We start from the raw sequence: 21,199 nt of genomic DNA, 5'->3' as shown, positions 1-21,199 counted from the left end.
CGTTCAATTGAGCGCCGCCCATACCAGGTACGCATTCAGCCCGACGATCACGATCGTCGCCGCGCCGGCGACGATCGTGAGCGGCATCCGCATGGCGTAAGCGCCCATCACATCCCTGCGCGCCGACAGCATGACCAGCGCGATCATCGGCATCGGCAGCACGAAGCTCAGCACGACCTGGCTCGCCACCATCGCCCGCGTGACGTCGCAGCCGAGCGCGACCACCACGAACGCGGGCGCGATCGTCACTGCCCGCCGCACCCAGATCGACATGCGGCGGTGGATGAAGCCCTGCATCACGACCTGCCCGGCCATCGTGCCGACCACCGAGCTCGACACGCCCGAGGTCAGCAGCGCGACGAGAAACAGCGCGCCGGCCGCCGGCCCGAGCACGGGGATCAGCGTGTGATAGGCGTCGCCAATGTCGGTCATGCCCGGCGCGGCCACGTGGAACGCCGACGACGCCATCATCACCATCGCGAGATTCACGAAGCCGGCGAGCCCGAGCGCGACCACGACCTCGCGGTTCGAGAAACGCACGAGCCGCCGCCGCTGCGCGTCGTCGCGCGGCGCGGTGCGATCCTGCGTGAGGCCCGAATGCAGATACAGCGTGTGCGGCATGATCGTCGCGCCGATGATCCCGACTGCAATCGTCAGCGCCGCATGATCGGGAATCTGCGGGACCACCAGATGGAACGCGGCCGCACGCCAGTCCTGCGGCGCGATCAGCAGCTCGCCGAGATAGCACGCGCCGATCACGCCGACCAGCGCCGCGATCGCCGCTTCCAGCGGCCGGAAGCCGCGCTTTTCGAGGGCGAGGATCGCGCAGGTCGCGAACGCGGTCGCGATCATCCCCGCGAACAGCGACAGGTGGCACAACAGCCCGAACGCGAGCGCGCCGCCGAGGAATTCGGCGAGATCGGTCGCCATCGCGGCGATCTCCGACGCGATCCACATGCCCCACACGACCGGCACGGGGAAACGGTCGCGGCACAGCTCGGCGAGATTGCGGCCGGTCACGATGCCGAGCTTCGCCGACATCGCCTGGAACAGCATCGCGATCGCGTTCGCGGCCAGCACGACCCACAGCAGCCGATAGCCATACGCGGCGCCGGCCTGGATGTTGGTCGCGAAGTTGCCGGGGTCCATGTAGCCGATCGACGCGATCACGGCCGGGCCGACGAACGGCAGCAGCGCGGCGACGCCGGTGCGGCGCCCTTCCAGCGCGGCGCGCGCCGCGCCGTCGGCTGGCTCGGCGGACGGGCCCGGCAGCGCGAAGCCGCCGGCAGGTTTGCTCGGGACGGGAAGCATGGTGGAGTTTCCGTTCGAATGAGGAAGGCTGATTCGGGCGCACATGCCGCGGCCGGCCTGCCGCGTGCCGGCCATGGCAGGACGATGGCGGCGTTACAGCGGCACGACGTCGGGACGATTGCGCGGAAACTGCGCGATCACGTCCGGCGCGACGTTCAGGTGCGCTTCGACGAGCTTCGGCGGCGTATGCGCGAGCCAGTCGGACAACGACACCTCCGCATAGCGGTCGGTCTTGAAGATTTCGAGGAACACGAGGTCGGTCTGGCCGGTGTTCTGCACGTAGTGACCGAGGCTCTTCTTCACATAGCCGACGTCGCCCGCGCGGAAGTCGGCCGTCTGCGCCTTCGGCCCCGTGTCGAACACCGTCATTCGCGCCTCGCCTTGCAGGTAGTACTGCCATTCGTCGGCGTTCGGATGCCAGTGCAGTTCGCGCATGCCGCCCGGATGCACGGTGACGAGCGCCGCCGCGACCGTCGTCGACACGTTGAAGTTGGTGCTGTCCGCGATCCGCACCTCGCCGCCGCGCGTCTTCCTGACCGGCTTCATGTCGCCGAGCGAAAAGACGAACGGATGCGGCGGCGCACCGGCCGACGCGGCCGACGCGCGCTGCGCGTCCGCGAGCGGGCCCGGTTCGTCGCCCTGGAAGATCCACAGGTTGTCGAGGGGCACGTTCCTGAACGCGTCGGCCGGCACGCCGAAGTTGAGCGCGAGCACGTCGGGCGGCGTATGCGCGATCCAGTCGGTCAGCAACAGCGTGTTGAATTCCGATGCGCGGCCGTTATCGAACGCGAGCAGGAATTCGGCGCCGTCGCGGCCGAGGCCCTGCAGCGAATGCGGCAGGCCGGGCGGGAAATACCAGAGATCGCCGGTTTTGACGTCCTGCACGGACGGCCGGCCGAGCTCGTCGAGCACCGTGATCCGGCAGCGGCCGTCGAGCATGATGGCCCACTCGGCCTGCTGGTGCCAGTGCATCTCGCGAATGCCGCCGCGCGTCAGCCGCATGTTGACGCCGGAAATGGTTTCGGAAATCGCGAAATCGTCCTGCGTCACTTCGCGCGCCCACCCGCCATTCTGAATGCGTTTATGGGCATTATTGAAAGACGCCCAGAATAACGGCATTCCGTTGATATCGGTGGCCGGTGGATTCTGAAAAGACGGGAATTGATTGGCGATGGCCGGATTTTTAGGCCCCGGGTCGGTCAGGCTCTGGCGGTTGCGCGCATTCACCGCGCCTTCCGGCGGGCTGTCCGGATTGCCGAACGAGGCGGCCTTGGCCGATACCGCGATGCCCGCGGCGGCAATGGCGCCGGCCGTACCCGCCAGCATCTTGCGTCGAGAAAGATTCGTCATGATTTCCTCTTCATTCCTGCAATAGAGAGAATTTCCATTACGGAACATTTACTGCTTTTCGGATTATCGAAAATCAAACATCCCGTGACGCAAGTTAAATCCAAATCCCCGAAAAACTTAAATGAATTATTAGTCTGAATTAATGATTTAATCTGATCGGCTTTAATTTTGTAATTATTTCGGCGCGGAGGGATGCCGGACGGCGACGGATGTCGGCGAATCGGTCAGGTACGGTGAATGAGGAAATACGACCGCGTCAGGTCGTGATGTCACGCATGGCGACAGGAGACGATTGACGCGCGCAACGTGCAATCACCGATGCAATGCGATGCAGTCGATTCGGATAACCGATCGTGAAAAACGGAAAACGGGGCGAACGCCGATATGTCGACACCGGCTGACCGGGCCGCGCCGGGCCGCGGCTTACTCCCGCGGCATGTCGGCGAGCCGCTGCGCGGCGAACCGCAATCCGCCCAGAATGCGCTCCGCGACCCTTGCCGGAAAACCGGGCGGCAGCGCAGCGCCGACCGACTCGATCACGTGCGGCGTCGTGGCGATGAGCCGTTCGACGATCGGTGTCGCGATATCGCCGAGCAGGCAATATTCGGCCATCGCGCTAAAGTGCCGTCGCGTGATATCGCGCATCGCATAGTGCTTGCGCTTGCCGTGCACGGCCATCGCGAGCTTCGCCTTGTGCCACGACCACTGGTTCGCGCCATCGCCTTCGACCGGCCAGATCGACATCACGTCATAGAGCGGCGTGAGGCGGAAACGGCCGCCCGGCAGCAGGCGCAGGCTGAAGTTCTTCGCATGCCCGTCCGGTGCGGCGAGCATCCAGAACACGATCAGGGCGGCGAACAGTGTGTCGAGATCCTCCCGCGCCGTCTCCGAACGGCGCAGCAGGCCGGCCAGATCGGGCACGCCGGGGCCGCCCTGCGACTCGTACTTCAGGTGAGGCGGCACGCCGAGCGCCTGGCAGAAATCTTCCTGCGGCAAGCGCAACAGCCACCCGCCGTCACGATGCAACACACGATCGAACCGTTCGACCGACAGCACCTTGTGCGCGCCGAAACGCACGATTTCCGCACCCGCCGCCGGCAGGCCGAACGCTCGCAGGATCGCGAGACACAGCCACTCGTTCTCGACGGAGGCCGTGAGATCGGCCCGCTTGTTGCCGACCAGCCCGAGCGGCAACTTGAGAATATGCGTCGTGGGCGTGGCACCGTGCGGGCGCATCCAGCGCCCGTCGTGAAACAGCAGCGCGGTCTTTTCCTGCGCACCGGCCAGCGACAGCCGGAAATCGTCGTCGTCCTCGGCCCCCGTCGCCACACCGCTCGCCTGATCGAGCACGCGTGCGACGTCCTCGTCCGACAGCGTCGTACCGTCGATGCGATCCAGGCCGGTTGGCGCATCGTCTTCGCCGAGCAATTGCACCGCCCCGACGCAATCGCGACCGAGCGCGGCAAGCAGATCGAACGGCTCGGTCGTCGCCGTGCCGAACCTGGCGGCCAATCGGCGCCGAATGGCGTCGCTGTCCGGAAGCAGGTTGTCGAAGTAATGATTGACGCGTTCGCCGCGCAACGGAGCGTCGCCGACACCGAACGGCAGCGACAACGACAGCGGGCGACCGACGGCCGACTGCTTCCAGCCGGCGTCGTACAGCAGTTCCATGTCGCCGCGCACGGGAATCCGCCATGTGCCGACCCTCTGGCCGTTCGTCCAGATCGACAGCGCGCGAGTGTGCGATTTGCGTCCCATCGCTTACCACTCGGCGGCGGCTGCGTCGGGCTCGCCCTTGGTGCGGATGCTGAGTTCGAGACCGTACAGCGCGGTCAGCTCGAGCAACTGCCTGAGCGACAGGCTTTCGGTACGCGTGGTTTCGAGCAGCGACAGCCGCGACTGGCCCACGCCGATTCGCACTGCCGCTTCGGCTTGCGTCAGGCCGTTGGCCTGACGCGCCGAAGACAGGATTTCGCCCAGTTGCGCGGGCGTATTGACGATGAAATTCACGGCGCGTATTCCTGTAGGCAATAAACTCAGTATATTCCTGACAGGCATAAACGCAAATTATTTCTCATACGCATAAACGTAAAATATGTCTGACAGACATAAAAAGCGAACCCTTGTATGCCGGCCCCAGCTTCTCGAGAGGGTTTTCGACCCTATCGCCCGCCCTCACGCCATAGTTTTTATCCGCTGGCGCGAATGATTTTGGCTTTGTTAGATGGATGACATTCGATCAACCGCCGACAATGATCTAACAACTGATGACCTGCGCGTTCGCCCGTACCGTCGAATCCCGCTATGCCGAATTGACGCCGACCGCCAAGCGCATCGCGAGCTACATGCTCGCGAACCTCGACCGGCTCGGGCTCGAGACGGCCGACCAGATCGCGCAGCAGGCCGGCACGAGCGGCATCTCGGTCGGCCGCTTCCTGCGCAGCGTCGGTTATCGCAATCTCGACGACCTGAAGCGAGAACTGCGCGGCGGCGGCGATCGCCCGTGGATGATCACCGACCGGCTCGACGAATACCGCCGCATCGCCGGCACGCAACCGGCCGATCGCAACCGCGGCAACGGCAGTGACGGCGCCCTCGCATCGTCGCTCGAGCGCGAACTCGACGCGATCCGCCACGTGTACCGCCTGGCCGAAGGCCCGGTGTTCGCGCAGGTCGCCGACCGGATCGCGCATGCCGACGCGGTGTTCATCCTCGGCATCCAGTCGACGCGCGGCATCAGCAACGCATTCAGCAGCTACCTCGAATACCTGCGCCCGCGCGTGTTCTACTCCGACGGCCAGTCGGGCTCGTACGTCGATTCGCTGAACTCCGAATTCGAACGGCCGTACTGCGTCGTCACCGATACGCGCGCGTATTCGCGCAGCGCGCGCCGCTATTGCCAGGCGGCCGCCAAGCGCGGCCAGCCGTTCGCGCTGGTCACCGATCTGTCGTGCCCGTGGGCGCGCGAATGGCCGGCCGACCTGCTCCAGGTGAAGACCGACGTCGGCCAGTTCTGGGATTCGCTCGCGCCGCTCACCTGCCTGTTCAACCTGCTGATCACGGCCGTGGTCGATCGCCTCGGCCCCGCGATCGACCGGCGCGTCGCGCGCAACCGCGAACTGCAGCACACGTTCGACCAATTCGAATCCTGAGCGAGCCTGAACCCAACTGAACCGCCGATGAACGATCACCGCCTCGTCGAAATCACGCCCGCCACGCATCGCGTCGACATCGATCTGGTCTATGCGACCGAGCGCAACCTGACCGGCAAGCCGATCTACCGCCGTGCGCACTGCCTGTTGCTGGCGCCGGCCGAAGCCGCATTGCGCCGCGCGGTCGACGTCGCCGCGCAGGCCGGCTTCACGCTGCGCATCTACGACGCCTACCGGCCGCCGCAAGCGCAGCAGGTGCTATGGGATTTCCTGCCCGATCCGAACTTCGTCGCCGATCTCGGCCGCGGCTCGAATCACAGCCGCGGCACCGCGCTCGACCTGACGCTCGTCGGCACGAACGGCGAGCCGCTCGACATGGGCACCGGCTTCGACGAGATGGTCGCCGCATCGGGCCACTTTCACGCGGGGCTGCCCGAGCAAGTGCAACGCAATCGTCTGCTGCTGCTCGGCGTGATGCACGCGGCCGGCTTCGCGCACATCGACAGCGAATGGTGGCACTACGAGCTGCCCGGCTCTCGCGCGTTGCCGCAGATCGACAACGCGGCGAGCGGCCCGTGGCGCCTGATGTAACGCCGATGCATGCCCTCTTTTCCGTTCACGTTCAACGACTTCAACGACCGATGGAGCGCACATGAAATTCCCGACATCCCGGCTCGTCGCGGCGCTCGCCGCCGCGTCCATTCTCGCCGCCGTTCCGCTGTCCGCCGCCCGTGCGGAAACGCCGAAGGACCTGTTCGTGATGGCCACGCTGCTCGACGAATTCACGACGCTCGATCCAGGCGAGATCTACGAGCTGGTGCCGGAGGAATACGTCGCCAACACGTACGACCGGCTCGTGCGCGTCGACCTGCGCGATCCGTCGAAATTCAACGGCGACGTCGCGCAGTCGTGGACGGTGAGCGCCGACGGGCTGACCTATACGTTCAAGCTGCGCACCGGCCTCAAGTTCCACTCGGGCAACCCGCTGACGGCCGACGACGTCGCGTGGTCGATCCAGCGCGCGGTGCTGCTCGACAAGGGGCCGGCCGCCGTGCTGACCGGCATCGGCCTCACCAAGGCGAACGTCGCCGCGAACGTGAAGAAGCTCGACGACGCGACGGTGTCGATCACGACCGACCGCAAGTACGCGCCGACCTTCGTGCTGAACGTGCTCGGCTCGTGGCCCGCATCGGTGCTCGACAAGAAACTGCTGCTGTCGCACCAGCAGGGCAACGACTTCGGCAACGGCTGGCTGAAGACCAACGAAGCCGGCTCCGGCGCATACAAGCTGGTCAAGTGGACGGCCGGCGACAGCCTCGTGCTGCAACGCTTCGACGGCTACCGGCTGCCGCTCGCGATGAAGCGCATCGTGCTGCGTCACGTGCCCGAAGCCGCGAGCCAGCGCCTGCTGCTGGAAAACGGCGACGTCGACGTGGCACGCGACCTGAGCCCCGACGATCTGGCGTCGGTCGTGAAGTCCGGCAAGGCGAAGGTGGCGGCATCGCCGCAGGCGACGCTGCTGTATCTCGGCCTGAACACGAAGAACCCGACGCTCGCGAAACCCGACGTGCAGGAAGCGCTGAAATGGCTCGTCGACTATGCGGGCATCCAGAGCAACGTCGTGAAGACGACCTACAAGGTGCATCAGACCTTCCTGCCCGAAGGTTTCCTCGGCACGCTGAACGCGAACCCGTACAAGCTCGACGTCGCGAAGGCGAAGGCGCTGCTCGCGAAGGCCGGCGTGCCCAACGGCTTCTCCGTGACGATGGACGTGCGCAACGACTATCCGTACACGGAGATCGCGCAGGCCGTGCAGGCGAACTTCGCGCAGGCGGGCATCAAGGTGCAGCTGATCCCCGGCGACAACAAGCAGACGCTCGCGAAATACCGCGCGCGCCAGCACGACATCTACATCGGCGAATGGTCGGCCGACTACATCGATCCGCACAGCAACGCGCAGGGTTTCGCGTGGAATCCGGACAATTCCGACAAGTCGAGCTATAAAATGCTGGCCTGGCGCAACAGCTGGGACATCCCGCAGCTCACGAAGCAAACCGACACCGCGCTCGCCGAGCCCGCCGCCGCGAAACGCGCGCAGCTGTATCAGGCGATGCAGAAGGAAGTGCTCGCGCGCTCGCCGTTCGTGATCATGTTCGAGAAAGTCGCGCAGGTCGCGACGCGGCCCGGGGTCAGCGGGCTCGAGGTCGGGCCGATCAACGATCTGGTGTCGTACCGCAACCTGAAGAAGCAATAAGATTCGCCGCATGTCGACTCCCGCCTCCTCCCTCGAAGCACTGCGCACGCTGCCCGCGCGGCGCCCGGCCGTGCGCTGGGCACTGCGCGTGCTGCGCTGGGCGCTCACGCTCGCCGTCACGTTCGCGGGGCTGCTCGCGCTGACGTTCGTGATCGGCCGCAAGGTGCCGATCGATCCCGTGCTCGCGATCCTCGGCGATCGCGCATCGGCCGCCGCATATGCGGCCGAGCGCATCGCGCTGGGGCTCGACAAGCCGCTCGTCACGCAATTCCTGATCTATGCGCGCGACGTCCTGCACGGCAACCTCGGCGTGTCGCTGCTGACCGCGAACCCGGTGCTCGACGACATCAAGCGCGTGTTCCCGGCCACGCTCGAACTGGCGACGATCGCGACGCTGATCGGCATCGCGATCGGCGTGCCGCTCGGCGTCGCGGCTGCCGTGAAGCACAACCGGCCGATCGATCACATCGCGCGCTTCGTCGGGCTGATCGGCAATTCGGTGCCGGTATTCTGGCTCGGACTGATGGGGCTGCTGCTGTTCTATGCGCGGCTGCACTGGGTCGGCGGCCCCGGCCGGCTCGATCCCGTCTACGACGGGATGGTCGACCCGCGCACCGGAAGCCTGCTGATCGATGCGGCGCTCGCGGGCGAGTGGGACGTATTTCGCAACGCGGTGTCGCACATCGCACTACCGGCCGCGATCCTCGGCTACTACTCGGTCGCGTATCTCAGCCGCATGACGCGCTCGTTCATGCTCGACCAGCTGAGCCAGGAATACATCGTCACCGCGCGTGCGAAGGGCTTGTCCGAGCGTCGCGTGATCTGGCGGCACGCGTTCGGCAACATCGCGGTGCCGCTGCTCACCGTGATCGCGCTCACGTACAGCAACCTGCTCGAAGGCTCGGTGCTGACCGAGATCGTGTTCGCATGGCCGGGGCTCGGCTCGTACCTGACCGGCGCGCTGCTGAACGCCGACATGAGCGCGGTGCTCGGCGCGACGCTCGTGATCGGCGCGATGTTCATCACCGTCAACCTGCTGACCGACGCGCTGTACCGCGTGTTCGATCCGCGTGCGCGCTGAGGGCCGCCCCGACATGACCGCTTCCATCCTGCTTCTTTCATCGTCCATGCCGAAGGTCGTCCGATCATGAGCGCCGAGCGTCTGTCCCCGCGCGCGTGGCTGTTGTCCGACGCACCGGCATCGCGCTCGCAGGCCGCGCTCGGCCTCGCGTACCGTCGCTGGCGCCGGTTCGCCACGAATCCGCTCAACCTGTTCGGGCTCGCGATCCTGGTCGCGCTGATCGCGGTCGCGCTCGTCGGCCCGCTGATCATGCCGCACGATCCGCTGCGCCAGGTGCTGGGCGACCGGCTGCTGCCGCCGGGCTCGCCGTCGCACTGGTTCGGCACCGACCAGCTCGGCCGCGACATCCTTTCGCGGCTGATCGACGGGTCGCGCCTGACGCTCGGCATCGCGCTGCTCGTCGTCGTGATCGTCGTGCCGATCGGCCTGCTGATCGGCACGACCGCCGGCTATTGCGGCGGCTTCGTCGACAGCGTGCTGATGCGCATCACCGACATCGCGCTCGCGTTCCCGAAGATCGTGCTCGCGCTCGCATTCGCGGCTGCGCTCGGCCCCGGCGTGATCAACGCGGTCGTCGCGATCTCGATTACCGCGTGGCCCGCGTATGCGCGGCTCGCGCGTGCGGAGACGATCCGCATCGCACAGGCCGACTACATCCATGCCGCGCGGCTGCAAGGCGCGTCGGGCCCGCGCATCCTGCTGCGCTACATCATGCCGCTGTGCATGTCCTCGGTGATCGTGCGCGCGACGCTCGACATGGCCGGCATCATCCTGACCGTCGCGGGCCTCGGCTTTCTCGGCCTCGGCGCGCAGCCGCCGAGCCCCGAATGGGGTTTCATGGTCGCGTCGGGCCGCAACGTGCTGCTCGACGCATGGTGGGTCGCGACGCTGCCCGGCATCGCGATCCTGCTCGTGAGCCTCGCGTTCAATCTGCTCGGCGACGGGCTGCGCGACGTCTTCGATCCCCGCCATGGAGCATGACATGTCGATGAATTCCACCGCCGCGCCGGCACCGCTCTGCGAGATCGACGGGCTGAAGATCGGTTTCCGCGGGCACGACGGCAGCGTCACCGACGCCGTGCGCGACCTGTCGCTGACGCTCGCGCCAGGCGAGCGGCTCGGCATCGTCGGCGAATCGGGCTCCGGCAAGTCGCTGACCGGCCGCGCGCTGCTCGGCCTGCTGCCCGATGCCGCGCGCTGGTCGGCGCGTACGATGCGCTTCGCGGGCCACGACTTGCGCGCGATGTCGCCGCGCGAGCGCCGGCGGCTGTGCGGCAGCCAGATGGGCATGATCCTGCAGGACCCGAAATATTCGCTGAACCCGGTGATGACGGTCGCGAAGCAGATGGGCGAAGCGTTCCGGCTGCACGAGCCGGGCCTGCGCGGCCGCGCGCTGCGCGAGCGGATCGTCGAAGCGCTCGAGGCCGTGCAGATCCGCGACCCGGCGCGCGTCGCCGATGCGTATCCGCACGAGCTGTCGGGCGGCATGGGCCAGCGCGTGATGATCGCGATGATGGTGTCGACCGGCCCGCGCCTCTTGATCGCCGACGAGCCGACCTCCGCGCTCGACGTCGCGGTGTCGATGCAGGTGCTCGCGGTGCTCGACGCGATGATCGCGCGGCATGGCACGGGCCTGATGTTCATCAGCCACGACCTGCCGCTCGTGATGTCGTTCTGCGACCGCGTCGCGGTGATGTATGCCGGCCGCGTGGTCGAAACCTGCGCCGCGCGCGACCTGCGCGACGCCTCGCATCCCTATACGCGCGGGCTGCTCGCCGCGAACCCGCCGCTGGCGAACCCGCCCGACGAACTGCCCGTGCTGCGGCGCGACCCGGCATGGCTCGATCCCGCATCGCCGGCCGCCGCACGCGCCGATCGACAGGAGGCCGCACGATGATCGACGTCGATCACGCATCGATCCGTTTCCCGACCCGCACGGGTCACGTCGACGCCGTGCGCGACGCGAGCTTCGCGGTACGCGACGGCGAGGTGTTCGGGCTCGTCGGCGAATCGGGCTCCGGCAAGTCGACGCTGCTGCGTGCGCTGACGGGCCTCGTGCCGCTCGCGGCCGGCAGCCTGTCGATCGACGGCCGGCCGGTGGGCGACGCGCCCGATCGCGCGTTCCGCCGCCACGTGCAGATGGTGTTCCAGGATCCGTACGCGTCGCTGCATCCGCGCTTCACCGTCGACCAGACGCTGCGCGAGCCGCTGTCGATCCATGCGATCGGCGACGCCGATGCGCGGATCGCCCGCGCGCTGTCCGAGGTCGGCCTCGGCCCCACGTTCCGCTTCCGCTATCCGCACCAGTTGTCGGGCGGCCAGCGGCAGCGCGTGGCGATCGCGCGTGCGCTGATCGTCGAGCCGCGCGTGCTGCTGCTCGACGAGCCGACGTCCGCGCTCGACGTGTCGGTACAGGCCGAGATCCTGAACCTGTTGCGCCGCCTGCATCGCGAACGCAACCTGACGATGATCCTCGTCAGCCACAACCTCGCGGTGATCGGCTTCCTGTGCCAGCGCGTCGCGGTGATGCAGCATGGGGAGATCGTCGAGCAGCTGCGGATCGAGGACGTGCGGGCCGGGCAGGTCGCACGCGACTACACGCGCACGCTGCTGAATGCGACCGAAGGCTACCGCCGTCTCGATCCGGTGGCCGACGCGCCTGCCACGTGACATCCGCCGGACGCGCACGCATGCGATACTTCGCACGCCGTGCGCCGGCTTGCCGCCGCATGGAACCCTTGTGCACCGCACGGGTCAACTTCCTTTCGTCAACAGCACAGCAATAGGGAGGCGTTCATGCTGCAATTCATCGAAACCCTGGTCGTCGGGCTCATCGTCGGCCTCCTCGCCCGCGCGTTCAAGCCGGGCGACGACAAGATGGGCATCCTGATGACCATCGTGCTCGGCGTCGTCGGCTCGCTGGTCGCCGGCTACGTCGGCCGTGCGGCCGGCTGGTATGCACCGGGCCAGGGTGCGGGCTGGATCGCGTCGATCATCGGTGCGATCATCCTGCTCGTCGTCGTGGGTGCGATCCGCAAGCGCACGGGCTGAATACCGCCCACCGCTCCAGGTCGAAACGGCCGCTCGTCGCACACGAGCGGCCGTTTTGCTTTTCGCGCATCGTCGTTCCCGGGATCGTCGATTCGTTGAGCACTCAACGATTCACCGGCGAATCGTGCGTCCACCGGCGCGCTTCCCTGGAGCTTACGTCATCGGCAATACCCTGACTTGCGGGCGCACAAATTTGAGATAAATTGATTGAAGGAACCCGGCGTCGTTTGCTCATCGCCGCTATTTCCGGTTTCCCACTCAAGAGGTTCGATGAAGTTGCCGTTTACGCATACAGCACCGCAGCGTTGACGGACTGCCATTCGAGCGGCCTCGCTGCGACGCGCTTCCTCTCTGGAGCCTGTCATGAAGCATCGTCTATTTGCCGCCTCGTTTGCCCTGGCTGCCTCGCTTCTGGCCTCGTCCTCGTCTTTTGCCGCCGGCGCGTCCGGCATCATCCACTTCACCGGCATGATCGTCGAGCCGCCGTGCGCATTCGCGCTCGATACGGCCGACGCCGCGCATGCGTACGTGCGCCCCGACTGCCCGCGCCCTGCGAGCGGACAAGTCGCGTTCGTCGACGCGGCCAGCCTGCGCACGATCAGGACCACGACCTTTACGCAGGCCTCGCGCGCAATCGTTTTACCTGGCCGCCCGGGCAACGCGCGCGCGCCGATGATCGCCGTCGTGACCTATCAGTAGAAGCCGCTGCGGAACCGTCGCGCGTCAGTCGCGATGGCGCGCGATCCAGTCGCTGAACGCGCGAATCTTCTGCTGGCTGCCGAGGTTCTCGGGGTAGACGAAGAAGTAGCGTGCGCCCGTTTCGAGCACGACGTCGAACGGCCGTTCGAGCCGGCGCGCGCTGACGTCGTCGTCGACGAGCGTCACGTCGCCGATCGCGACGCCGAAGCCCTGCATCGCCGCGTTCGTCGCGAGATCGAGCGTGTCGAACGTCGGCCCGCGCGCGGGATCGACACCGCGCTCGCCCGCATGGTCGAGCCATGCGCGCCAGTCGCGGTGGTCGCGCGTCGGATGCAGCAGCGTATGGCGCGCGAGATCGCCGACCGCGCCGAGCGGCGACGCCTGCCGCAACTCGGGCGCGCAAACGGGTGTCAGCCGCTCGTCGAACAGCGGCAGCGCGACGACGCCCGGGCCCGGCGACGTCCCGTAGACGATTGCCGCATCGAACGGCTCGCTCGAAAAATCGACGACGTGCTGCCACGCGGTCGTGATCTGCACGTGGAGATCGGGATGTTCGCCCTGAAAGCGCATGATGCGCGGCAGCATCCAGCGAATCACGCAGGTCGGCACCTTCAGCGCGAGATCGGTGCGCTGCCGCGTGAGCTTCATCGAGATGTCCTCGATCCGCGCGAAGCTCTCCTCGACCACCGGCAACAACTGTTCGCCCTCGGCCGTCAGCGTGAGGCCCTTCGCATGCCGTTTGAACAACGGAAAACCGTAATGCGCCTCGAGCGTCTGGATCTGCCGGCTCACCGCGCCTTGCGTAATGCACAGCTGCTCGGCCGCGCGCGTGAAGCTGCGGTGGCGAGCCACCGTCGAGAAGATCTGCAGCGCGTGCAGGGGCGGAAGTCGGCGCATGGTGAACGGGAAACAGGAAACGGCGCGGAAGGGCCGCGCGCCGACACCGGCGCGCGCTGACCGACACGATAAGCCAAACGCCGGCTTTGCGCGAGACGCTGGATGCTCAGGCCGTCGCGGTCAGGCGCCCGCCGCGATGCGCGCCGCCGCCGTGACGACATCCGCGCGCGCCGCGGCAGCGGCGTCCGGCTGCGTGAACGACACGGCCATCACGATCGGCGCGCGCGACGGCGGCCACAGCACCGCGATATCCGTCGTCGTACCGAAACCGCCGGTGCCGGCCTTGTCGGCCACGCGCCAGCCGGGCGGCACGCCCGCCGCGATGCCGGTCGCCCCGCGTGCGCCGCCCACCATCCATTCCGTCAGTTGCGCGCGTTGCGGCTCGTGCAGCACCTCGCCGAGCAGCAGGCGCTGCAGCGTGTCGACCATCGCGACCGGCGTCGACGTGTCGCGCTCGTCGCCGGGCGCGGCCTTGTTCAGTTCGGGTTCCCAGTGATCGAGGCGGAAGGTGGTGTCGCCGCTCTCGCGCGCGAACGCCGTGACGGCCTGCGGGCCGCCGAGCACGCCCATCAGCAGGTTGCCCGCGCCCTTGTCGCCCGACTGCAGCATCGCCGTGCACAGCTGCGCGATCGTCATGCCGGTGTCGACGTGGCTTTCCGTAATCGGCGAGCCGGACACGATTTCATAGCGGCGGTACAGGATGCGGCGCGGCAGCAGCGATGCGTCGAGCGAGCCGCGCGCGAGCATCGCGGCGGCCGCCATGACCGCATACGTGCCGCACAGGGGAAAGCGCTCGCGCGCATGGTGCGCGATACGCACGCCGTTCGACGTATCGAGCGCGGCGACGCCGAGCCGCCCGTTCGAGGCTTTTTCGAGCGCGGCGAGTTCGGCTTGTGCGGTATGGGCGCGCCCCTGGTCGGCGACCGGCGCGGAGGTGCACGCGGCAACGAACGGCGCGGCAACGGCGGCGAGCAACAGCGAGCGGCGTGTCGGAGAATGTTCCATGAATGAGATCTGTTCTGTCGGAAACGGTGGCTCGAAGCAACGCGGCCGCGCATCGGCGACGCGCGACCGTTCACGCCGACGGCCGGCCCGCGACGGCATTCGCCGCGCATCCCCGAAAGACGCCCGTCGGCCCCGCGCGAAGGCGGGATTCGCATGAACACCTAGCGTAGCAGCGACCGCCGTCGCGTTCCAGCGAAACGGCCGCGCTTCATCCTTGCGACGAAGGCAGATACGGCATCGGATTCACCGGCTTGCCGTCGCGTCGCACTTCGAACAGCAGCGCGACGCGCGAGTTGTCGAGGTCGCCCATCTCGGCGATCGCATCGCCCTGATGCACGATGTCGCCGGTCTTCACGAGCAACTTGCGGTTGTGCGCATAGGCAGTCAGGAAATCCGCGTTGTGCTGGACGATGATCAGGCTGCCGTAATCGTTCAGGCCGGTGCCCGCGTACATCACGCGGCCGTCGGCCGCGGCGCGAACCGTGTCGCCCGGTCGGCCGGCGATCTGGATGCCGCGGTTCTGCCCGGGCCGGAACCCGTCGACGATCTTGCCGGTTGCCGGCCACTTGAGCGCGACGCCGCCCGCATGACGCCTGGTTTCCTTGACGACCTGACGATCGCTCGCGGTCGATGCGGCGGCTTGCGAACTGGCCTGCGCGGTTGCCGGATTACTCCCCGCGCCATTGCTCGCGACGGCCTGCGTGCCCGTCGTGCCCGCCGGCGGCAGCGGCTGCTGCTTGACGATGCGCAGCACCTGCCCCATGCGCAGCCGGCCGTTGGCGGTCAGCTTGTTCCAGGTGCGCAAGTCGACCACGCTGCAATCGTTCGCGGATGCGATGCCCGTCAGCGTGTCGCCGCGTTTCACGACGTACTTTTGCGCGACGAGAATCGGGGCGGGCGGCATCGTGGCGGCCGGCGGTGCGGCAGGCGGGCTCGAATCGGAAGGCTGCCCCGCCAGCGTGTCGCTCGGCGGAACGGACTGCGTACTTGCACAACCGGCCATGACGAGCACGGCGGCCAGGCCCGACAGCCACGCCGCCTTGCGGTGAATCTCGCGCGTTTTCATGGACGATCCGACTCCGGTTTGACAATCTTTCAAGCATCTCAAAAACGGAACGGCCGACGTGTAACCGGATGCAAACAATGATGACAAACGATCACGGACCGGATGCCGGCCGGCATTCGCTACCGGTAATACGGTCCGATCCGGAAAAACTTGATGGTCTTTCCGCAGAAAAACGGAAGAATTTTCGTCGCAAAAAACTATGGTCGCGATGTTTCAATAGGCTCGAGACGCAACATTCACCGCAACCATGCGACGAATTCGGCACCGGCCCATGCGATGCCGATGCACAGGAACAGCAGATGCAACGCGATCTTGAACGACACGCCCCAGGACGAATCGATCTGCATGACAGGCTCCCCGATTGATGTGCGTCCATCATCGGCCACCGATCGCACCCCGAAAATGCGGAAGCGGCGAACCGGGTCTCAGGCTTGCCCTGAGACCGGCGCGCCGGTTCCTGCTAACTTATCGGCCATTCTCACCCTCGCTTCGCCCACCATGCGCTTCGACCTGACCGACCTGCGGCTCTTCCTGAACATCTGCGAAGCCGGCACGATCACGAGCGGCGCCGAACGCACGCACATCACGCTGCAGGCGGCAAGCGAGCGCATTCGCGGGATGGAGGACGAACTCGGCGTGCCGCTGCTGCACCGGACCAAGTCGGGCGCGCAGGCGACCGATGCGGGCCGCGCGCTCGAACATCACGCCCGCACCGTGCTGCAGCAGATCGATCACATGCGCGGCGAGCTTCAGCAATACGGCCAGGGGCTGCGCGGCCATATCCGGCTGCTGTGCAACACCGCGTCGCTGAGCGAATACCTGCCGGACGCACTGGCCGATTACCTGCCCCGCCACCCCAAGCTGTCGATCAGCGTCGAGGAACGCTCGAGCCAGGAGATCGTGCATGCGATCCGCAACAAGACGGCCGAGGTCGGCATCGTCGCCGATTCGGTCGGGCTCGGCGGCCTCGAACAGAAGCCGTTCCGCGAAGACTGGCTGATCGTCGTCGTGCCGGCCGCGCACCCGCTCGCGTCGCGCGACAAGGTCGCGTTCGACGACATCGCCGGCGAAGACTTCATCGGCCTCACCGACGGCAGCGCGCTGCAAGTGCATCTCGCCGATCAGGCGCGGGCGCTCGGCAAACGGATCCGCTATCGCGTGCAATTGAAGAGCTTCGACGCGATCTGCCGCGTGATCGCGAGCGGCGTGGGCATCGGCATCGTGTCGCGGCATGCGGCCGAGCGCGCGATGCAGACGATGGACGTGCGGCTCGTCGAACTGTCCGATCCGTGGGGTCATCGGAAATTGACGCTCTGCGCGCGGTCGTTCGACGCGCTGCCGAAGTACACGCGCGAGTTCGTCGCGTTTTTGTCGGGCAACGCACCGCCGCGGTAACGCGTCGCCCTCGACTCGGAGACATGGCCATGACCGATACCGATCTCGCAACCCGCTATCGCGCGTATATCGACTGCCTGAACCGGCAGGACTGGACGGCGCTCGGCGAATACGTGTCCGACGACGTGATCCACAACGACCGGCCGCTCGGCCTCGCCGGTTACCGCGCGATGCTGGAACAGGACTTCCGCGACATTCCCGATCTCCGTTTCGAGATCCGGCTGCTCGCGTGCGAGCCGCCGCACGTCGCGTGCCGCCTGCGCTTTGCGTGTTCGCCGAAAGGGACGTTCATGGGGCTCGCCGTCGACGGCCGCAAGGTCACGTTCGCCGAGAACGTGTTCTACGAGTTTCACGAAGGCAAGATCCGCCAGGTGTGGTCGGTGATCGACAAGGCGGCGATCGAGAAGCAGCTTTAACCGTCGTCGAAACGGAGGGCGGCGCCTGCGGCGGCCGGTGGCCGTGGCGGCTCGATGCACTTCAATTCGTATGGATAACGTTTTCTCTCATAGCTCATCGAGAACCCGTTTCTTTTCCATGCCCCCGCACGCCGCTTCAAAGCCGATCGCCGTCACGCGACGAACACTCGATCGACAAAGAAAAATCCCGGCGATTTTCGTGTAATTCCGATTTCCCTCCCGCCCCCTCCGCTTCCGCCATTCGGGTTTCTACCGTCGCATCCGATGTGAAAGTTCATTGACATCATGCGGATCGATGCCTAAATTTGGAAAACGTTTTCCATCAATTGAGCGCGACGTCGATCATGGCCCGCGCAAGGGGAACGCGTGCCCGCTCGATTTGTGATTCAGGCCGTCCGTCTTCAGGGATCAGGGTTGCGAGGCGGAAGCCGGGTACGGGCATCGAGCGCGGCATCGGTCACACGTGCCCGTCCTTCACCACTATTCGAAACTGGAGACACCATGCATCCGCGCAGCAGATTCGCGCTCGGCGCCGCTGTCGGCGTCCTTTCCGTCGTGCTCGTCAGCGCGTGCGGCGGCAACGACGTGACCGACACGCCGCCGTCGCCCCCTCCGTCCACTCCGCCCGCGCTCGCATCGAACTCGCTGCAGGCGCTCGTCTATGGCGCGCCCGACACCAGCGTGCCGGCCGGCACGAACATTTCCCTCACGATGATGGGCCAGATGCGCGCGCTGTTCGACCTGATCCGGAAATCGTCCGACTTCACGCAGGTCGTGATGGATCTCGGCGACGGCACGCCCGTCCACGTGCTCGACACGAATACCGGCGACAAATTCCTGCCCGGCAAGCTCGCGCTCGGCCTGTCGTACATCCTGATCGACATGAAGTCGAAGAACGATCCGCAATACGCGAGCTACCTCGCGACGTACCAGACGATCACGACCGCGATGATGGCGCAGTCGGGCAGCAACTACGCGTACGCGAACACGTCGTGGGGCGAGTACTACTACCTCGTCGCGCTGAACAACCTGAAGGCGCACGGGATGCTCAACGAAGTCTTCAGCGATGCGATGCTCGCGACGCTGCAGCAGCGGCTCACGTTCTGCGACATGTTCGGCCCCGATGCGAGCGGCAAGACCAATACGTGCCCGGCCGCCGGCACGCCGATCGACATCGCGTCGCTCAACACCGCGCAGAACTACTATGCGGTGTCCTACGGAATCGCCGGGCTGCGCCAGAAGCTCGGCTGGAGCAGCCCGTCGTTCGCGTCGAAGACCGATCCGGCGGTCGCGACGATGGGCGCGCGCGATGCACTGCTGTACACGCTGACGAACCACATCCGCAACGACTCGTCGGGCGGATTCTCCGATGAAGCATCGAACACGCACACGACCTACTACGACCAGGCGCGCTTCGACCGCTACAGCACGCTGCTGATCGGCGAAGTGGTCGAGCGCACGTTCGAGATGGGCAACGAAGCGAATCTCACGCCGGAGCTGAAGGGCTATCTGCGCAAGTCGGTCGACCTGATCCTGCCGCAGTTGAACACCGACGGCCAGGGCTTCAACTACGGCCGCTCGATCGGCCCGTACGGCGATTCCGCGTTCATGGAGGTGCTGACGGCCGCGGCCAATGCCGGCGTGCTGACCGATCGCGAGAAACAGGTTGCGTATGCATTCATCTACCAGGCCGCACGTCGCTTCGACACCTACTGGTACGACCCGTCCCTGCCGACGCCGTCGGTCAACATGTGGGTCAAGGGTCGCGGCACCGACACGTATCGCGGCAAGCCGCGCGTGATGGGCGAGAACTTCAGCCTGCTGCACCAGTATCTGTACGTGAACGCGTGGTGGAACAAGCTCGGCTTCGGCGGCCAGGCGCCGATGGCCGATGCGGACTACCGCGCGTGGCTCGACGCGCTGCCGCGCTACACGCTCACCTGGTACAACCAGCCGGGCGACGCCGCGCATCCGTACAGCGCCGCGCTGCTCACCGTGCGCGACGGCCGGCGCGTGATCAACCTGAACCTCAGCCAGGCGCCCGACTACAACTCGTACACGCCGTATTACCCGGTGCCGTTCTCCGACAAGCTGATCTACGGCACGACCGACCTCGGCTACGCGCTACTGCTCCCGCAGGTGACGTACAACACAAAGACCTACGTTCCCGTCACGTACTACCGGAACCTGAACGTGCAGCAAAGCAACGGCCAGGTGATCGTGTCGTTCGATACGACGAAGTTCCGCCTCGCGTCGAAGAACGCCGCTTATACGACGGATCTCGACCTGCAGGTGCACACGGTGCTGACGTTCGCGCACGGCACGGTCTCGCGCAGCGATACGCTGAGTTCGGGCACGCTCGCGGGCAACCTCGCGGTCGAAACGGACTTCACGTCGTTCGCGGATTTCGCGTCGACGCAGGCCAATGGGGACGGCGTGTCGGTGACGTACGCGAACAGCGCCGCGACCGGCTATGCGGCATCCGGGTTCGACAACTGCGCACTGTCCGCCTTCGACACGGCAAACGGCACGACGAATCCGCTGTCGACGACGCCGATCGGGCAGTTGCATTCGAACTTCGCCTGCACGACGAAGCCGTTCGCGCTCGGCGCGGGCGCGACCCGCACGCTCGGGTGGACGCTGAGGTACGCCGATCCGGCGTAAGCGATGTAAGCGCGACCCGTGACCGATCCCGAAGCCGGCTGCCGAAACCGGCTTCGGGATCATTCGGCGGCCGGGCGCGCGCTCACCACCATCCCGACCCCGCCATATACGCGCCGAGCGCAATCAGCCCGACGAAGAAGCAGCGCTTGAACATCTTCTCGCTCATCACGCGCCGCGCATATTGCCCGCCGGCCATTCCCGCCAGGGCGGGCACGAGCGCGAGCGCCGACACGCCGAGATCGACCGTCTGCAGGGCGCCCGTCACACGCAACTGCAGGCCGAGCACGATCGTCGACGCGGTGAACGACAGCCCGAGCGCCTGGATCAGATCGTCCTTCGACAGCCGCAGCGCCTGCAGGTACGGCACGGCCGGTACGACGAACACGCCGGTCGCGGCCGTCACGACACCCGTCAGGTAGCCGACCACGGCCGACAGCCATTTTTCATGGCGCCCCGGCGCGGGCAGTCGCGCGGCCGCCAGCCCCCACAGCCCGTAAAGCACCAGCACCACGCCGAGCGCCGCGTGCGTCCACGTGCTGCCGGCCGCGAGCGCCGGCAGCCCGCCCGTCAGCGTGCCGACCGTCAGGCCCGCGAGCAACGGCCACAGCCGGCGCAGCAGCGCGCCGAACGACGGGCCGAGCCCCAACTGCCACACGTTGGTGATGAACGACGGCACGAGCAGCAGGCTCGCCGCGGCCGACGGCGGCATCGCGAGCGTCAGCAGACCCATCGCGATCGTCGGCAGCCCGAGCCCGATCATGCCCTTGACCGCGCCGGCCAGCAGAAAAACCAGCACGATGATCGTCAGCGTATGAATTTGCATGGCAGACATTCCGTTCGGTGAGCACGGCGCCGATG

The 21,199-nt window shown here is 66.6% G+C and carries 20 protein-coding genes; 12 read left to right on the top strand and 8 right to left on the bottom strand.

What is annotated here, in order from left to right; genetic code table 11:
* Positions 1-3 precede the first annotated feature (3 nt).
* The 4 genes from C4B30_RS02880 to C4B30_RS02865 all read right to left on the bottom strand — a co-directional run bounded on the left by C4B30_RS02880 (position 4) and on the right by C4B30_RS02865 (position 4,671).
* Positions 4-1,311 carry an Nramp family divalent metal transporter gene (locus tag C4B30_RS02880; protein WP_105131664.1) on the bottom strand — a complete coding sequence of 436 codons (1,308 nt, stop codon included), beginning with the start codon at positions 1,309-1,311 and terminating at the stop codon, positions 4-6.
* Between the two features lie 93 nt (positions 1,312-1,404).
* Positions 1,405-2,661 carry an oxalate decarboxylase family bicupin gene (locus C4B30_RS02875; RefSeq protein WP_027780868.1) on the bottom strand — a complete coding sequence of 419 codons (1,257 nt, stop codon included), beginning with the start codon at positions 2,659-2,661 and terminating at the stop codon, positions 1,405-1,407.
* A gap of 423 nt (positions 2,662-3,084) precedes the next feature.
* Positions 3,085-4,419: a type II toxin-antitoxin system HipA family toxin gene (locus C4B30_RS02870; RefSeq protein ID WP_089501898.1), complete on the bottom strand. Its 1,335-nt coding sequence runs from the start codon at positions 4,417-4,419 to the stop codon at positions 3,085-3,087.
* Between the two features lie 3 nt (positions 4,420-4,422).
* Entirely contained in the window at positions 4,423-4,671 is a 249-nt protein-coding gene (locus C4B30_RS02865) for a helix-turn-helix domain-containing protein (RefSeq protein WP_089501899.1), read from the bottom strand.
* A gap of 257 nt (positions 4,672-4,928) precedes the next feature.
* Here C4B30_RS02865 and sapR point away from each other — a divergent pair, with 257 nt between their 5' ends.
* From sapR to C4B30_RS02820, 9 genes are all read left to right on the top strand, one after another.
* Positions 4,929-5,813, top strand: coding sequence for a sap1 transcriptional regulator SapR (gene sapR / locus C4B30_RS02860; protein ID WP_105131663.1), 885 nt, complete (start codon positions 4,929-4,931; stop codon positions 5,811-5,813).
* A 27-nt stretch (positions 5,814-5,840) separates the two neighbouring features.
* Positions 5,841-6,404: a D-alanyl-D-alanine dipeptidase gene (gene ddpX / locus C4B30_RS02855; protein ID WP_105131662.1), complete on the top strand. Its 564-nt coding sequence runs from the start codon at positions 5,841-5,843 to the stop codon at positions 6,402-6,404.
* Positions 6,405-6,465: 61 nt separating this feature from the next.
* Complete coding sequence (locus C4B30_RS02850) at positions 6,466-8,067, top strand: ABC transporter substrate-binding protein (RefSeq protein ID WP_105131661.1); 1,602 nt, start codon at positions 6,466-6,468, stop codon at positions 8,065-8,067.
* A gap of 10 nt (positions 8,068-8,077) precedes the next feature.
* A complete protein-coding gene (locus tag C4B30_RS02845; protein WP_105131660.1) occupies positions 8,078-9,148 on the top strand; it encodes an ABC transporter permease in 1,071 nt (356 codons plus the stop codon).
* A gap of 66 nt (positions 9,149-9,214) precedes the next feature.
* Positions 9,215-10,129 (top strand): nickel transporter permease, encoded by a 915-nt coding sequence (nikC, locus tag C4B30_RS02840; protein ID WP_105131659.1) that lies wholly within the window; start codon positions 9,215-9,217, stop codon positions 10,127-10,129.
* 1 nt (position 10,130) lies between these two features.
* Entirely contained in the window at positions 10,131-11,045 is a 915-nt protein-coding gene (locus C4B30_RS02835) for an ABC transporter ATP-binding protein (protein WP_105131658.1), read from the top strand.
* Entirely contained in the window at positions 11,042-11,818 is a 777-nt protein-coding gene (locus C4B30_RS02830; protein ID WP_105131657.1) for an ABC transporter ATP-binding protein, read from the top strand. The genes C4B30_RS02835 and C4B30_RS02830 overlap by 4 nt, the downstream gene beginning before the upstream one ends.
* A 126-nt stretch (positions 11,819-11,944) precedes the next feature.
* A complete protein-coding gene (locus tag C4B30_RS02825; protein ID WP_027780878.1) occupies positions 11,945-12,199 on the top strand; it encodes a GlsB/YeaQ/YmgE family stress response membrane protein in 255 nt (84 codons plus the stop codon).
* 363 nt (positions 12,200-12,562) lie between these two features.
* A complete protein-coding gene (locus C4B30_RS02820; protein ID WP_105131656.1) occupies positions 12,563-12,898 on the top strand; it encodes a hypothetical protein in 336 nt (111 codons plus the stop codon).
* Between the two features lie 24 nt (positions 12,899-12,922).
* On the opposite strand, the gene C4B30_RS02815 is transcribed toward C4B30_RS02820, so the two are convergent.
* The 3 genes from C4B30_RS02815 to C4B30_RS02805 form a co-directional block, all read right to left on the bottom strand.
* Entirely contained in the window at positions 12,923-13,795 is an 873-nt protein-coding gene (locus tag C4B30_RS02815; RefSeq protein ID WP_027780880.1) for a LysR substrate-binding domain-containing protein, read from the bottom strand.
* A gap of 120 nt (positions 13,796-13,915) precedes the next feature.
* Positions 13,916-14,800: a class A beta-lactamase gene (gene bla / locus C4B30_RS02810; protein WP_105131655.1), complete on the bottom strand. Its 885-nt coding sequence runs from the start codon at positions 14,798-14,800 to the stop codon at positions 13,916-13,918.
* Between the two features lie 208 nt (positions 14,801-15,008).
* Positions 15,009-15,866, bottom strand: a complete 858-nt coding sequence (locus C4B30_RS02805) for a peptidoglycan DD-metalloendopeptidase family protein (protein WP_105131654.1) — start codon at positions 15,864-15,866, stop codon at positions 15,009-15,011.
* Positions 15,867-16,364: 498 nt separating this feature from the next.
* Between C4B30_RS02805 and C4B30_RS02800 the strand changes: the two genes are divergently transcribed.
* From C4B30_RS02800 to C4B30_RS02790, 3 genes are all read left to right on the top strand, one after another.
* Entirely contained in the window at positions 16,365-17,261 is an 897-nt protein-coding gene (locus C4B30_RS02800; RefSeq protein WP_089501908.1) for a LysR substrate-binding domain-containing protein, read from the top strand.
* A 29-nt stretch (positions 17,262-17,290) separates the two neighbouring features.
* Entirely contained in the window at positions 17,291-17,677 is a 387-nt protein-coding gene (locus C4B30_RS02795; protein WP_027780884.1) for an ester cyclase, read from the top strand.
* 501 nt (positions 17,678-18,178) lie between these two features.
* Entirely contained in the window at positions 18,179-20,341 is a 2,163-nt protein-coding gene (locus C4B30_RS02790; protein ID WP_105131653.1) for a hypothetical protein, read from the top strand.
* 82 nt (positions 20,342-20,423) lie between these two features.
* Here C4B30_RS02790 and C4B30_RS02785 read toward each other — a convergent pair whose 3' ends face one another.
* Positions 20,424-21,164, bottom strand: a complete 741-nt coding sequence (locus C4B30_RS02785) for a sulfite exporter TauE/SafE family protein (protein ID WP_027780886.1) — start codon at positions 21,162-21,164, stop codon at positions 20,424-20,426.
* Positions 21,165-21,199: the final 35 nt, after the last annotated feature.

Source organism: Burkholderia sp. BE12 (genome assembly GCF_002959955.1).
GTDB lineage: Bacteria > Pseudomonadota > Gammaproteobacteria > Burkholderiales > Burkholderiaceae > Burkholderia.
The sequence above is the reverse complement of the archived record's forward strand: the minus strand, read 5'-3'. Positions and strand labels throughout refer to the sequence as shown.

Bases quoted from the DNA above. Each gene is read 5' to 3' on its own strand.
- C4B30_RS02880 (WP_105131664.1), bottom strand. From the start codon at position 1,311: ATGCTTCCCGTCCCGAGCAAACCTGCCGGCGGCTTCGCGCTGCCGGGC.
- C4B30_RS02875 (WP_027780868.1), bottom strand. From the start codon at position 2,661: ATGACGAATCTTTCTCGACGCAAGATGCTGGCGGGTACGGCCGGCGCC.
- C4B30_RS02870 (WP_089501898.1), bottom strand. From the start codon at position 4,419: ATGGGACGCAAATCGCACACTCGCGCGCTGTCGATCTGGACGAACGGC.
- sapR (WP_105131663.1), top strand. From the start codon at position 4,929: ATGACCTGCGCGTTCGCCCGTACCGTCGAATCCCGCTATGCCGAATTG.
- ddpX (WP_105131662.1), top strand. From the start codon at position 5,841: ATGAACGATCACCGCCTCGTCGAAATCACGCCCGCCACGCATCGCGTC.
- C4B30_RS02850 (WP_105131661.1), top strand. From the start codon at position 6,466: ATGAAATTCCCGACATCCCGGCTCGTCGCGGCGCTCGCCGCCGCGTCC.
- C4B30_RS02845 (WP_105131660.1), top strand. From the start codon at position 8,078: ATGTCGACTCCCGCCTCCTCCCTCGAAGCACTGCGCACGCTGCCCGCG.
- nikC (WP_105131659.1), top strand. From the start codon at position 9,215: ATGAGCGCCGAGCGTCTGTCCCCGCGCGCGTGGCTGTTGTCCGACGCA.
- C4B30_RS02835 (WP_105131658.1), top strand. From the start codon at position 10,131: ATGTCGATGAATTCCACCGCCGCGCCGGCACCGCTCTGCGAGATCGAC.
- C4B30_RS02830 (WP_105131657.1), top strand. From the start codon at position 11,042: ATGATCGACGTCGATCACGCATCGATCCGTTTCCCGACCCGCACGGGT.
- C4B30_RS02825 (WP_027780878.1), top strand. From the start codon at position 11,945: ATGCTGCAATTCATCGAAACCCTGGTCGTCGGGCTCATCGTCGGCCTC.
- C4B30_RS02820 (WP_105131656.1), top strand. From the start codon at position 12,563: ATGAAGCATCGTCTATTTGCCGCCTCGTTTGCCCTGGCTGCCTCGCTT.
- C4B30_RS02815 (WP_027780880.1), bottom strand. From the start codon at position 13,795: ATGCGCCGACTTCCGCCCCTGCACGCGCTGCAGATCTTCTCGACGGTG.
- bla (WP_105131655.1), bottom strand. From the start codon at position 14,800: ATGGAACATTCTCCGACACGCCGCTCGCTGTTGCTCGCCGCCGTTGCC.
- C4B30_RS02805 (WP_105131654.1), bottom strand. From the start codon at position 15,866: ATGAAAACGCGCGAGATTCACCGCAAGGCGGCGTGGCTGTCGGGCCTG.
- C4B30_RS02800 (WP_089501908.1), top strand. From the start codon at position 16,365: ATGCGCTTCGACCTGACCGACCTGCGGCTCTTCCTGAACATCTGCGAA.
- C4B30_RS02795 (WP_027780884.1), top strand. From the start codon at position 17,291: ATGACCGATACCGATCTCGCAACCCGCTATCGCGCGTATATCGACTGC.
- C4B30_RS02790 (WP_105131653.1), top strand. From the start codon at position 18,179: ATGCATCCGCGCAGCAGATTCGCGCTCGGCGCCGCTGTCGGCGTCCTT.
- C4B30_RS02785 (WP_027780886.1), bottom strand. From the start codon at position 21,164: ATGCAAATTCATACGCTGACGATCATCGTGCTGGTTTTTCTGCTGGCC.